Source organism: Streptomyces sp. NPDC002958 (genome assembly GCF_055563255.1).
The window spans coordinates 1-12,833 of the sequence record NZ_JBVHDS010000020.1 but is presented as its reverse complement, the minus strand read 5'-3'; the positions used below and the strand labels follow the sequence as shown (position 1 = coordinate 12,833).

Sequence of the window (12,833 nt, the reverse complement as noted above, 5' to 3'; positions counted from 1 at the left end):
CTGTTATGTCCGACCTGTTGCGCGCCCCTGCCGAGATCAAGTATGCCGAGGAACTGGACTGGCTGGAGTCCATCGACGACAACCCCAAGCCCTTTTCCTGGCGCCTGTCCCCGAAGATGGTCTGCCTGTTCATCCTGGGCTCCGAGCGCTCGGACGGTCTGGACCGGGAAATCTCGCAGAAGTGGTTCGGCGACCGCAGTTTCGTCGAACGCTCCATCGTCACGCTGGCCTCCGACCGCGGCCTGCTGCTCATCGGCGACCCCGGCACCGGAAAGAGCTGGCTGGCCGAACTGCTGTCCGCCGCGATCTGCCGGAACTCCACGTTGGTCGTGCAGGGCACGGCCGGTACCACCGAGGACCACATCAAGTACTCCTGGAACGTGTCCATGGTCATCGCCAAGGGCCAGTCCCGGGAGTCGATGATCCCGTCGCCGATCATGACCGCGATGGAGACCGGCGCGATCGGCCGGTTCGAGGAACTCACCCGCTCCACCAGCGACGTCCAGGACGCGCTGATCTCGATCCTGTCCGAGAAGTACATCTCGGTTCCCGAACTGGACAGCGACAACATCGTCTTCGCCAAGCCCGGCTTCTCGATCATCGCCACCGCCAACAGCCGCGACCGAGGCGTGAACGACCTGTCCTCGGCGCTCAAGCGCCGCTTCAACTTCGTCCGCATCCCGGTGATGACGAACAAGAAGAGCGAGGCCGAGATCGTCCGCTTCCGCACCGAGGAACTGCTGCGCCGCCACCAGATCGAGCTGGACGTGCCGCCCACGCTGCTCGACGTACTGCTGCAGAGCTTCGCCGATCTGCGCGCCTCGGCGGCCGCGGCGGGCAGCGATGACGAGAAGCTGGAGTCCGCGCTGTCCACCGCCGAACAGATCGGCGTGCTCGAGGATGCGGTCCTGCACAGCAACTTCTTCGGCGAGCGCGCCCTGACCGCCCGCACGCTGGCCTCCTCGCTCGTCGGGTCACTCGCCCGGCGAGAGCCCGAGGACCTGGCCATCCTCAACAAGTACCTGCACGGCGTCGTCGAGCCGCGCAGCAAGGAAGAGGGCGGATCCTGGCCGGAGTTCCTGGAGGGCGGCCGCGACGCGATCGCCACCCTGTCATGAGCAGCACGCACCAGGGGACCTTCGAAGAACTGCGCACACAGCTGCAAGAGGCCGCCGCGACGTTCGCCGACGGGCCCGACGCCCTGGAGGGCATCCTCCTCGGCATCGTCGATGACGTCGACCGCGCGGTGCGCGAGTCACTGGAGATCTTCCCCGTCTGCCACCACTCGCCCGCTTCGGCGATCGCGATGGCCCGCCGACTGCGGGAGAAGCAGCCCAAGGTCGTATACCTGGAGCTGTGCGAGGACATGGCACCGCTGCTGACCGAACTGCGCAACTGCAAGCTCCCGGTGGCGGTCCAGGCGTTCGCGACCGAGGTGGACGGCTTCCCGGCCGAGTGGTCTCCGCTGTCGGTGGTCGCGCCGATCACCGAGGCCTCGGCCGAGTACCAGGCGATCGCCTACGCACTGGACACGCCGGACGTCGAACTGGTCCTCGTCGACCGTTCTTCGGACCACGTCTTCCAGTGGGACGCGCGTGGGACACAACCCGCCGATCCGGACGCACCGCCCGCCGAGGAGGAGGCCGCCCTGCACGGCGACGCGGTCGGCGTGGAGATCGGCGACCTGCGGCCGCGCTTCTCCGAACTGGAGGAACACCTGCTGCGCCACGGCAGGGTGCGGCACTGGTCGGAGTGGTGGCACCAGTACGTCGAACTGCCGCTCGGCGACAGCGACCACGACACCTACCGCCAGGTCATGCTCCTGATCGGCAGCCTCTTCCGGCGCCTCGCACCCGGCGACCCCCATCGGGTGCGCCTGGACGAGGACCGCGAGCGCTACATGTGGACCAGGATGCGCGAGCACCTGGCCGCGACCGGCACCGATCCCGCGGACTGCCTCTACGTCTGCGGCGCCTTCCACGCGGCCAGCCGCGTCGCGGAGTTCGGCGTCCGCGGCACCGACACCTTCGAGATCAGCCCGCGCAGTGCCACCAAGTGGCAGCACGGCCTGATTCCTTCCAGCCACGCGGCGATCGAGACGCAGTTCGGCCTCGCCGCCGGATCGGTGTCGATCGCCGCGACGGTCTGGGCGAAGAACGTCAGGCGCACGCGCGTGAAGCCGTACCGCCTGGAGGGACAGGCGGGTGCGAAGAAATCGAAGGCCAAGAAGACTGCAGCCGCGGCGGCTCCCGTACCGGCGGTCCCGCCTTCGGACAAGCTGACCGGCTTCCTGCAGCAACCGCCCGTCCTGGACCGGCTGGACGAAACCGAACTGCTCGGCTGGTCGGTGGAGATCGTGCGCGCCGCGCGCCGTAACGGCTACCTCGCCTCCACCGCCGACGCCATCGCGGTGTTCGAGACGTCGATCCTGCTGGCCGGGATGCGTGACCGGGCCAAGCCCACGCCGTACGACTTCCAGGACGCGGCCGTCACCTGCATCGAGAAGGACACCGTGCCCGGCCGGCGCGACGTGCGCCGACTCGTGGAAATCATGATGGGCGGCGACCGGATTGGCCAGGTCGGCTACGACGCGCTGCCTCCCCTGGCCCGCGACGTGCACGACCGGCTCACGCCCCTGAATCTGAAGCTCCAGCAGCGCGGTGTGCAACGGGCGCTGCTGGACATAGCCGCCCAGCCGGAACTGGAGCAGTGCTCCGACGTGCTGTGGATGCTGCGCTACCTGATGCCGCAGGGCACCGCGCGGCCGATCATGGGCGAGCGGAGACTGGGGGAGCGGCCGATCCAGGAGTCGTGGGACCTTGCGCTGGGCACCCACCAGCGTGCGCTCATCGAGCTCGGCTACGAGGGTGTCAGCATTGAGCACGTCCTGGAGCAGCGCCTGCGCCGCACGGCGTACGGCCCGCACGCCACCGCGGCGACCGTCCTCGAAGCCGTCGAGGACGCGACGCTGTACCTGGGCAGCCGTCGCCTCGCCGACGAGCTGGGCACACGCGCCCTGGAGGTGCTGTCGGCCGAACGCAGCGTCGACGGCGCGCCGGAGGTGCTGCGCCGGGTGCGGCGGCTGCTGGCGTACTACCGCACCGGCGAGCCGGTGCTGCCGTCGTGGATCGAGTCCTTCGTCAAGACCGGATACGCGCACTACTGCACCCTGCTGCCGACGGCGTTCACCGATGACGACGCCTCCGTCCGCCAAGTGGCGGCGATGCTGGGCTTCCTGTTCAGCATGGAGAGCCTGGCGCTGTCGCTGGGCTGCGACCGGACCCAACTGGAGCTGGCGGTTGCCCAGTCGCATCCGGAGGACGCATCGAAGACGGCGCTGCTGTGGGCGTCCCAGACGCAACTCGGGCACCTCTCCCGCGCGGACCTTCGGGCGCGGTGCGACGAACTTCTGGGCAACCCCCTGGTGGTGCCCGCCTATCCGCGCTACCTCAGCGGCTTCGTACACGCCCTGGAGCCCGTGCCGGGCCTTACCGACTTCGTTGTGGAGGCGGTGTCGAACGCGTTCGGACGGCTGCCGGACTCGGTGCTCCTGCCGTGGCTGCCGACCCTGATAACCACCCTGCGATCGGGCGGCGCAGAACTGGCCCCGCTGCTGATCCGTGAGGCCGGGCGGATTTTCCCCGGCCGGCTCGCAGTGCTGGACGAGTGGGTGCCGCCGTGGCAGGCGCAGCCGGAGCCCGTGCGTCCGGCGCGGCGCGCGGACGGCAGCCGCGGTTGCGCATTGCTCGCTGCCCACCCTGCGGCGTGCGACGCGGTGGCGAGCCTGCTGAACTGCGACGGGACGTGGGAGACGGCGGATCCCGGCCTGCCAGGCGGCGCGGTACTGGCCGGCCACTATCCGGATTCGGCCATGGCGCTGGAGGTGCTGCTCGCCAACGCATGACTTCGGTGGGGTGAAGGCCCGCGCAACGGATCCGTCGTCGGCGGCGACCGGAGCCGCGGGTGCTCCGACGGGCCCGGCCAGCGGGCTCAGGTCCGGCCGCAGCCGGGCGAAGTCCGCGGTCAGTCGGCCGGGCGGCCGCCGTCACATCCGCCCGGCCGGCCAGGGCTCAGGTTTCGCGCCCTGCCCGGGTACATCCAGAGGCAACCGGCGGCATCCGGTGCCGACGGCGAGGTCCGGCCCTCGCTCAGGCGCCTCGTGCGCCGGATGTGCGATCTGTGCAGTCGGCGGGTTCCATGGGATCGAACAAGCTGTCGAGGAATGTCCGCCAGGCAGCGTTCACTCGCTCGGTGTGTGCGTCGTCGGCGAGAAGGTCGAGCAAGAGTCCGCGAAGTACGGCGAGTGCCAGCGTGGCGTCCGAGGCGCGTTCGCCGAGGACGTTTTCCAGGGGCTGCCGCCACTCACGCAGGGAGGCGGTGTCAAAACCTTGCCATGGGCCGGCGTGGCCGAAGGCGCGCACGTATCCCTCGAAGAAGAGGTGGAGCATGCTGCGATGGCCGGCGGCCGTCAGCCAAGTCCACAGCAGCTCAAGGCTTTCGCGGGCGTCGCTTCCCTGCTCCGCGGACTGTTCCAGAAGGGCCAGTTGCTCGGCACGGCCCACCGCCAGCACCTCGCGGATCAGCCCCTCCTTTGATCCGAACAAGTAGAGCAGAACCCGGGGGCTGGTGCCGGTCGCCGCAGCGAGGGGCCTGAGTGACAGGTCGGAAAGATTGTGCTCGGCGACGTAGCGGACGGCAGCTGCGAGCAGCTCCTCACGGCGCGGCGAGGAAGGGCTGCCTGAGTCGGCTGGCATGTCGTCTACCCTTTCGCTGAAACGAGTGTTTCAGTGAAAGGGTAGACAGCATGACGCAGGCCGCGGCCATCATCCGTGGGGCGGACCGCCCGGGCGATCTCGGCGCGGTGGCGGCTCTCCATGGAGTCCTTTACGAGCGCGAATACGGCATGGACCCGACGATGGAGGCGTATGTTGCGGCCGGAATGGCCGAGCTGGTGCTGGCCTGTCACTGGGAGGGCTCCGCAGCCCCCGGCAAACTATGGGTGGCCGAGGTTGACGGCCGGATCGTAGGCGCCACCGGACTGACCCGGTCGGAGGAGCAGGCCGGGTGGGGACAGTTGCGCTGGGTCATCCTGGCCCCTTCCGCCCGAGGCAGAGGGCTGGGTCGCGACCTGCTGAACATCGCACTCGATGAGGCCCGCGCCCGCGACTACGACGGGGTTTGCCTGTGGACCGTCACCGGGCTCGAAGCTGCCCACCACCTTTACGACAAGGCGGGATTCCAGGTCAAGGTCTCGCGCTCCGCCCGCAAATGGGGAATCGACACCGTCGAACAGCGCATGGAACTCCTCCTGTGACCAGCACCGGCACCGGCAAGGCAGGCGCCGGATTGAGGTCAAGGTGCGTGTGCCGACTCCTCGACCTCACAGAGGGGCGATATCTCCCGCACGCCGCCCCGCCCGCCGCGTACGCGCGTCCGCCGGGCGGGCGAAGGACAGTGCCTTCGGCCGAATATTCCAGGCCGCACTGGCGAGCGCGGACACGGTCGGCACCGCTGGATCAACGAGCGCACCGATTTTCCTCGGTTACGAAGCCTGCCATCGCGTACGCAGTTTCGGCCTGACCCAGCGGTACCGCTGGGCTGTTGTACACCTCATGGTGCGCCCTACGGCACATCAGTGGTGTTCTGACCCACCTGCCACGTCTGGATCGCGTCCTACCGCGCCTGACGTCCCGTGCGGACCCTTTCAAACATGGGGGACACCGAAAACGCCACACCCGGCCCGGACAGCACCGACAACGCGTTCCACGCCTTCCTCGAAGGCGCCACTGCCCCACGACCACCCAACCCACCCGACTGCCCCTACTGTGACCTCCCCCAAGACCGCTATCCCACTCACTATCAGGGGCACTGGGTCCTCCTCGAACCGAGGATCATCGTCCCCACCCACACCGTGCCCCCACGCCGACGCTGGATCATCACTCCGGGCGGCACCGCCATGAACCTCTGGGACGCCGAACCCCTCTCCGGCGCCCGATGCCACATCCCGCACCGCATGGCCTGCCCCTACCTCCCACCCGAAGACTCCTGGCCCTGGACCCACATCCTCCGAGAGGAGAACGAACGCCGGGCGCAGCGCCTGTTCAACCTCCCCGAAGACTGGGACCTTCCCGACACGGGTTGATCGCCGGGCCGCTGGGTACCGTGCCCACCGGCTGGGTTCGCCATCCGGTGATCAGTTTTCACCCCGGCCCGTACCCCGGATCAGCGCTCTGGCCCGGGGTACGGCCGTGTCCTCAACCGGACTGTCGATCCGGTCCGGCATCCTGTGCCTATGGCCGACACCTTTGAACACGCACCGCTGGTATGGAACGCCGCCCGGCTCCGCGAAGCCATCAAAGACCTGCCCGATGACACACCCATCCACATCGGTGTCGCCGAGGACCCCGGCAACTTCGACGGTTATGCCTCCTACGTGCTCGTCGACGCCGAACACGTGGAGAACTGGTGGCCGGCCACCGCCAACAGCCAGGAGCACACCGAAACCGAGAAGGCGCTCACTCTGTTCGCCGACTGGACGGCCGACAGGTACGACCTGCTCGACTGAACCAACCGCATTCTCCCAGGCTGTCAGCCACGCGGCACCACCGACCAGAAGCGCCCAGTGCCAAGAAGAACACCGTGGACCTGGACCGTGAGCCGCAGAGGAACACGCACGACGTCGCGGACGAGATCCGGACCCTCGACGCACAGGCTGCTACGACGACGACGGCTCCATCGGCGTCGCACCCTCCCACATCACCGGCACCTCATGGAAATCATCGCCCATCAGGTGCCGGATGCCGAGCCACTCCACACGGCCAGGGGCGGCGCGTAACAAATCAGCCGCCGAGCGCACGCACCTCGCTCAGGATGGCGCGCATCTGCGGTCCCGACTTCTGGGCGTAGTCGCTGCCCGTGTACCCCCACCAGTCCCAACAGCCCTGCGGATTGCCGCGCAGGATGCTGATGTCGGTCTGCGGGTAGAGGATCACCAGGTTGTTGGTGTCGGCGTACTCGTTGAGATGGGACTCACGGGCGAAGCGGTCCCCCACGAACTTGTTGTCGCTCATGCAGCCGTGCAGTGCGACGACCAGCTTGCACGCGGCCCCTTCCGCGCAGGAGTCCGGCGTGTAGAGGAAGCTGCTGCTGCCCATGCTGTACCACTGGGCCAGGCCGCCCGGCACATATCGGTTCTGGTCGTGCCGGCTGACGGTGCCCGACTGCGAGGCGGCAGGTGCCTTCACCTGCCCCAGCCAGTGGCCGAGCATCTCGCCCTGCGGGTCGTTGCCGCAGTTGATCAGGAACGGGTAGAACGTGGTGCCACAGCTCAGCGGGGCGTTCGGGGTGGGCCAGCCGTGCCCTGCCGGATCGGTGTCGTGGTACGCGGTCCGGGCCCCGAAGTCCCGGTAGAACTGGACCCCTTCGTCGCTCACCGAGGTCGGGACGACGGGGTCCCGGGTGCCGTGGTACGTGTAGACGGGCTTGCCCGCCAGGTTCGACACGGGGTCGATCCGTCCCTCGGCCGACCAGCGGCGGGCGATCTGCTCGATGCCCTCGGGGTCGGTGGAGATCAGACCTGTGCCGCAGGCGACCAGGCCGACGACGATCCCTCCCTTGCCGCAGTAGTACGGGCCTGCGGCGACGATGCCCGCGCCCTTGAAGGTGCCGGAGTAGGCGACCTGGAGCTGCGAGGCCATGAATCCGCCGGAAGAGATTCCGGTGACGTAGGTGTCGGTGATGTTGAGCCGGGGGAGGCCCGGTTCGCCTGCGTGGGCGGGGGCGGTGAGCCCCAGGGCGGCGGCCAGGGTGGCGGCCAGGGTGACGGCGGCGGCCCGCAGTGAGCGGAATTTCACGTGTGCTCTCCTTCACTGGCATCCGTTCGGTGAACGGAGCCGGAAGTGGGGGGGTACGGAAATGGGTGGGGCCATGGTTGGCCGTGCACCGCCCTGCGGGAAATGGGCGTGTGCCACATCGTCGACGGCAGATGAGTGGAGGTTTTCTCCGTCGCCCGGGGTGCACGGCGGCAACGGTGCGGTATCACTGGCCCGGTGACGACACCAGCGACCACCGGTACTCTGCTCCGCCTGCTGCGCGAGGAGGCCGACGAGTCGGCGTTCCGTGCCGTGGCCGCCGAACTGCCGCTCATCGACGAAGCACTGGAGATACGTTCCCGGCTCGCGGCCCACCGCCGCCGGGAGGCCGCGCTTGCCGCGCTCTACGAGACTGCCGGAGACCTCGCATCGCTGCGCGACCTCGAGGACGTCCTCCAGGCCATCGTCAGCCGCGCCCGCACCCTCATCGGCACCGATGTCGCGTATCTGCTGCTCTCCGACCCGGAGGAGGGCGACACATACGTACGCGTCACCGACGGCATCACGACGGACGGGTTCAAGACCGGCCGGCTCGCCGCCGGTACCGGCCTCGGCGGACTGGTCGCCGCGACCACCGTGCCGTACCACACCGCCGACTACCCCAACGACGCCCGCTTCGAGCACACCCCGTACGTGGACGGCGTGATCGGCGCCGAGGGGCTGGTGGCCATCCAGGGCGTGCCGCTGAAGTTCGGCGATCAGGTGTACGGGGTGCTGTTCGCCGCCAACCGCCGGGTGCGGCCCTTCTCGCCCGACGAGGTCGACCTGCTCATCTCGCTCGCCAACCATGCCGCCCTCGCCATCGAGAACGCCACTCTCTTCGAAGAGGTCCGCAAGACCGCCGCCGTCCACGAGCGGCTCACCGCTGTCGCGCTCGACGGCGGCGGGTCGAAGGGGCTGGCCACGGCCCTCGCCGACGTGCTGCGCGGCAGCGTCCTCGTCCTCGACGCCCAGGACCGGCCGCTCGCCTCGGCCGGCGACGCACCGCCCGAACCGGCGGGCCTCGTACGGGAGATGACGCAGGCCCGAGACCGCCGCAGCTCCGCGTCACGAAAAACCGTCTGTGTCACCCCGATCGTCGCCGCCGAAGAACACCTCGGCATGCTGCTGCTCGCACGCGGCGGCCTCGACGCCTCCGACATCCATGCCCTGGAACGGGCCGCCCAGGCAGCCGCCCTCATGCTGCTCGGTGAACGTACGGTCGCGGAGGCCGAGCACCGGTTGCGCGGCGAGATCCTCGAAGACCTGCTGGGCGCCCCGCACCGTGACCTCGAAGGGCTGCGCCGCCGGGCCGCGCTGGTCGGTCTCGACCTGGAGCGCGACCATGTCGTGCTGGTGGCCCGGGGTGGGGACCACGGCAGGCGGCGCCGCATCACGGAACTGGCGGGCGGCCACGCCACCCGGCTCGGCGGCATCGCGGGCGAGTACGGCGGCAGCACCGTCGTCGTCCTGCCCGGCGCCGAAGACCCGGGCGGCGCCGCTCGTACGCTCGCCGAACTGCTGACCACCGGGATCGGTCACCCCGTCACGGTCGGTGCGGAGTCCGCGGCGCCCGGCGCCGCGGCCGTCGTCGAGGCACACCGCGACGCCTCACGCTGCCTCGACGTACTGGTCGCGCTGGACCGCGCCGGCGAGGGTGCCTGCCGCGACGACCTCGGCATCCACGGCATCCTGCTGGGCCCGGCGGGCCGCGATGAACTGGACCGCTTTGTCCGCCGCACGATCGGTCCGTTGGTAGAGCACGACAAGACGCGCGGCAGCGATCTGGTGCGCACCGCGCTCACCTACTTCACCTGCGACGGCAGCCTGAGCCGTACCGCCACCGCCCTGTACGTCCACGTCAACACGCTCTACCAGCGCATCGACCGCATCTCGGCGCTGATCGGCCCGCAGTGGCGCCACGGCGACCACGCCCTGCAGGTCCACCTGGCTCTCACCATGCGACGAACGGCGGGGTGAGGCCGTGACGAGGCCGTGCACGGTAGGCGTAAGGTCCTGTTCGGCTCGTGCTTGGTCTTGTTGGTCCTACCCCTGACACTGGCAGACAGGACGGTCCGCTGCGACGCATGCGGGCTGCGTTGGCGGCTCGGGGAAACCCACTGGTGGAAACACCGGCAGGGCGCCCGAGTCGACCTCACCCAGGCCGCGCCATGGGTCGGGTAGCCGGGTCACGTCGCCGTGGCCCGGCCACCTCAGAACCGGACGTGCCTGTTTCCAGGCATCACGGCTCAAGCAAGCCCGGAGGCTTCACAGGTTCTGCTGTTTTCCGGTCGCTGTCGCCTGAATGGTGCTGGCGATGGCATTCCGAGTGGACGAGCCGAAGGTTCTTGCTCTCATCAGAGCCGCCATGCCGCCGGTAGACGAAGTGGTGTTTGTGCAACCGCTTCTTCATCGCGTCGAACCATTCGATCCATTCGCGTGGACTATCGGGTTCGTATTCCGCGCCGGCGATGAGCGCTTGACCGCACAGAGGGCAGATTCCTTTCTGGCGGGCTGCCAGAGTAAGGCTGGTCTTGTCCATCGGGGGCGGTGTACGCGTTCTGCGGCGTTGGCTCCAGTAGTCACGGAGTTCGGGGTCGTCAGGCGACGACTTCCCCCTGACTAACTGGTGCCGTCTGATTTTGGTCCAGGCGAACTTGGGAAGGTGTGCACCTGTGGCGCGATCACCGAAAACCCAGTTGTTCATCTTGGACCGGTTAAGCCTTCCGAAGTACTTGTTCACAATCCAGTGCTTCGACTTCTTCGGGTGGGTGCGCTTGGTCCACTTGTAGGTGAGCGTCCACACATAGCTGTCCAGCGCCGAGAACGTGCGGCTGGACACCACCGTCCGGTAGTACGCAGACCAGCCCCTGACGATAGGGGAAAGGCGGCGTAGTACGACTGTGATGCTCTGTCCCAGCAGGGCCTGCATCTCGGATCTCAGTCGATTCCGGACTCTCTTGACCGCATCCTTACTGGGCGTGATGATCAGGCTGTCGCCATGGCGGCGGATGTTGAACCCCAGAAAGTCGAATCCATCCGAGAGGTGGATGATTCGTGTCTTCTCTTCATTGAAGCGAAGTCCTCGGGGGTGCAGCCATTCCGCCAGACGTAGCCTGACGGTCTCCGCTTCCTCCTTGCTCGTGCAGAACACGGCAAAGTCGTCAGCGTAACGCACCAGGATCGGAGTCCCTTTCGCAGCCCACATGACCTTTCCCTTGCGGGTGGCGAATCGTACTCCTGCGGCCTCCTTCATTCCGTGCAGAGCAATGTTGAGCAACAAAGGGCTGATCACTCCGCTTTGAGGGGTTCCCTCATCGGTCCGGGTGAAGCGTCCGTCGTCAACCACGCCCGCCTTCAGCCACTGCCGGATCAATTCCCTGGCTGGGAACTGTCCAACGACATCGAGCAGGTGGGGATGGTCGATGCGGTCGAACGCGGCCGCCAGGTCGGCGTCCAGTACCCACTGGCGCTTGGCAGCCTTGCCCTTCGCGGTGCTGAAGATCGCCTGGATGGCGTCGTGGCATCCGCGGCCCGGTCGGAATCCGTAGGAGCGTGATTCGAACCGGCTTCCCACTCCGGCTCCAGCGCGTTTTTCACACGTGCCTGGATCACCCTGTCACGCATGACGGGGATGCCGAGTGGTCGTTGCTTTCCGTCGCTCTTCGGGATGTAGACCCGCTTGACGGGCTTGGCTCGCCAGGGTTGTGTCTGGCTGTCGATTTCCACTGCCATCCGTGCTCTCGCCTGGGGAGTGAGGGCACGTTCCCTGTCGATTCCTGCCGTCTTGCGGCCCTTGCTCTGCTGTGTCACCCGCTTCACGCTCACGAGCGTGTTGCTGCGGCTTCTCAGTATGAGTTTTTGCAGATTGCGGACCTTCTTGAGGTCCCCTTCCTGTGTCGCTTTGAAGATCCTCTGTCTCAGACGCCGTACGTTCTCCTCGGCTCCGGCCCAGTCGATGCTGTGCCAGTTGAGGTGTCCGCCCTGGGGTCCGTTCGCTATGGAATCCCGAACAGGCGTGGATAACTCCAACTGTAAGTTCCTCCTTCGCGTCTAACTTGTCCGCCAGGTTCTGGCTGTTTTACTCGGGATGCTCCAAAGGCTCACCTGGTCCACGTGGGCACCCTTTCAGGTCGGGCCACTGGACCCGTATCCGGCGAGTTATAGCTGGAGGCGTGAAGGTTTCCTCCAGGTTTCCTCTGATCTTTCGATCTACCGGCATTCGCTTCTTGGACCGTCCTGTACCAGCTGGAGAGTTGGGCCTTCCTTGCGGTTGGCTTACCGAGCCGTTGCCCGGACTCCATCGGGGTTTCCACGTTTCACGCACGTAAGTTGCGACTGGAATGGGTGCCCCCTCTATCCCGGAACCGGCGGTGTCCTCTTTCCGGTCTCAAGTCTCCGGAAGTCGCCTGACGCGTTTCAGCGTCGGGTTCTATAGCTGCTGACTGCAGACCACCAGGCAGCTTCAACCTTACGAGACATCAATGGGGGTTCACGCAGTTCACCCGCCCAGCCTTTCCCTCGCCGGTTGTTCCCCGGTGGTCGGGGAACCCTTGAGCTTGAACGCTCAGCTTCACACCCCGCTGTTACCGGCGACGCATGTGAGCGCGGGAACGGATACGGACACTAATCCGGGGTCAGCACATCTCTCCTTCCTTCGTGGCTTTCCCACTTAACGTGTGCGACCTCGTGTCGCACCTTGAGGCGATTGATGCATCGCTCGACAGTGTTGCGCTGCTTGTAGGCGTCGCGGTCGAACACGGGTGGTCTGCCTCCAGCACGTCCGCGACGCTTGCGTGGGCGGTTTGATCAGAGGGCTGGGGCGCCGCTCAGCAGGATGCTTGCGGCCAGGACACAGGCGGTCAGGGAAAAGGGCGCAGGATGGGTGTGAACCGCCCCGGGTTCGGTAGAGATCTCAGATTGTGGTTGTGACCTGGGGTTTCGTTGATTCCATGTAGTAGTTGGCTTCGTACTCGACGGGCG

9 protein-coding genes and 2 pseudogenes are annotated in these 12,833 nt (G+C 67.3%); 6 read left to right on the top strand and 5 right to left on the bottom strand.

Annotated elements, in window-relative coordinates:
* Nucleotides 1–5 precede the first annotated feature (5 nt).
* Nucleotides 6–1,118: an ATP-binding protein gene (locus tag ACZ3IC_RS26395; RefSeq protein ID WP_467419910.1), complete on the top strand. Its 1,113-nt coding sequence runs from the start codon at nt 6–8 to the stop codon at nt 1,116–1,118.
* Nucleotides 1,115–3,904, top strand: a complete 2,790-nt coding sequence (locus tag ACZ3IC_RS26390; protein ID WP_467419908.1) for a DUF5682 family protein — start codon at nt 1,115–1,117, stop codon at nt 3,902–3,904. The genes ACZ3IC_RS26395 and ACZ3IC_RS26390 overlap by 4 nt, the downstream gene beginning before the upstream one ends.
* Nucleotides 3,905–4,148: 244 nt before the next feature.
* Here the strand turns inward: ACZ3IC_RS26390 and ACZ3IC_RS26385 are convergent, their stop codons facing one another.
* The gene (locus ACZ3IC_RS26385; protein ID WP_467419906.1) at nt 4,149–4,754 is read right to left on the bottom strand and encodes a TetR/AcrR family transcriptional regulator; all 606 of its coding nucleotides are present in this window, start codon (nt 4,752–4,754) and stop codon (nt 4,149–4,151) included.
* Between the two features lie 50 nt (nt 4,755–4,804).
* Here ACZ3IC_RS26385 and ACZ3IC_RS26380 point away from each other — a divergent pair, with 50 nt between their 5' ends.
* The 3 genes from ACZ3IC_RS26380 to ACZ3IC_RS26370 all read left to right on the top strand — a co-directional run bounded on the left by ACZ3IC_RS26380 (nt 4,805) and on the right by ACZ3IC_RS26370 (nt 6,565).
* Nucleotides 4,805–5,314: a GNAT family N-acetyltransferase gene (locus tag ACZ3IC_RS26380; protein WP_467419904.1), complete on the top strand. Its 510-nt coding sequence runs from the start codon at nt 4,805–4,807 to the stop codon at nt 5,312–5,314.
* Between the two features lie 396 nt (nt 5,315–5,710).
* Nucleotides 5,711–6,142: a DUF6083 domain-containing protein gene (locus ACZ3IC_RS26375; RefSeq protein ID WP_467419901.1), complete on the top strand. Its 432-nt coding sequence runs from the start codon at nt 5,711–5,713 to the stop codon at nt 6,140–6,142.
* Nucleotides 6,143–6,292: 150 nt separating this feature from the next.
* A complete protein-coding gene (locus tag ACZ3IC_RS26370) occupies nt 6,293–6,565 on the top strand; it encodes a DUF6225 family protein (RefSeq protein WP_467419900.1) in 273 nt (90 codons plus the stop codon).
* Between the two features lie 274 nt (nt 6,566–6,839).
* On the opposite strand, the gene ACZ3IC_RS26365 is transcribed toward ACZ3IC_RS26370, so the two are convergent.
* The gene (locus tag ACZ3IC_RS26365; protein ID WP_467419897.1) at nt 6,840–7,853 is read right to left on the bottom strand and encodes an extracellular catalytic domain type 2 short-chain-length polyhydroxyalkanoate depolymerase; all 1,014 of its coding nucleotides are present in this window, start codon (nt 7,851–7,853) and stop codon (nt 6,840–6,842) included.
* 195 nt (nt 7,854–8,048) lie between these two features.
* Between ACZ3IC_RS26365 and ACZ3IC_RS26360 the strand changes: the two genes are divergently transcribed.
* Complete coding sequence (locus tag ACZ3IC_RS26360; protein WP_467419895.1) at nt 8,049–9,830, top strand: helix-turn-helix domain-containing protein; 1,782 nt, start codon at nt 8,049–8,051, stop codon at nt 9,828–9,830.
* Between the two features lie 262 nt (nt 9,831–10,092).
* On the opposite strand, the gene ACZ3IC_RS26355 is transcribed toward ACZ3IC_RS26360, so the two are convergent.
* The 3 genes and pseudogenes from ACZ3IC_RS26355 to ACZ3IC_RS26345 all read right to left on the bottom strand — a co-directional run.
* On the bottom strand, nt 10,093–11,427 hold the full coding sequence (locus ACZ3IC_RS26355) for a group II intron reverse transcriptase (protein ID WP_467419893.1): 1,335 nt from the start codon (nt 11,425–11,427) through the stop codon (nt 10,093–10,095).
* A gap of 212 nt (nt 11,428–11,639) precedes the next feature.
* A pseudogene (locus ACZ3IC_RS26350) lies at nt 11,640–11,882 on the bottom strand (reverse transcriptase N-terminal domain-containing protein); the annotation flags it as partial.
* A gap of 666 nt (nt 11,883–12,548) precedes the next feature.
* Nucleotides 12,549–12,673: pseudogene (locus ACZ3IC_RS26345) on the bottom strand (IS5/IS1182 family transposase); the annotation flags it as partial.
* Nucleotides 12,674–12,833 lie beyond the last annotated feature (160 nt).

Coding starts and splice junctions, on each gene's coding strand:
- ACZ3IC_RS26395 (WP_467419910.1), top strand. CDS start 6: ATGTCCGACCTGTTGCGCGCCCCTGCCGAGATCAAGTATGCCGAGGAA.
- ACZ3IC_RS26390 (WP_467419908.1), top strand. CDS start 1,115: ATGAGCAGCACGCACCAGGGGACCTTCGAAGAACTGCGCACACAGCTG.
- ACZ3IC_RS26385 (WP_467419906.1), bottom strand. CDS start 4,754: ATGCCAGCCGACTCAGGCAGCCCTTCCTCGCCGCGCCGTGAGGAGCTG.
- ACZ3IC_RS26380 (WP_467419904.1), top strand. CDS start 4,805: ATGACGCAGGCCGCGGCCATCATCCGTGGGGCGGACCGCCCGGGCGAT.
- ACZ3IC_RS26375 (WP_467419901.1), top strand. CDS start 5,711: ATGGGGGACACCGAAAACGCCACACCCGGCCCGGACAGCACCGACAAC.
- ACZ3IC_RS26370 (WP_467419900.1), top strand. CDS start 6,293: ATGGCCGACACCTTTGAACACGCACCGCTGGTATGGAACGCCGCCCGG.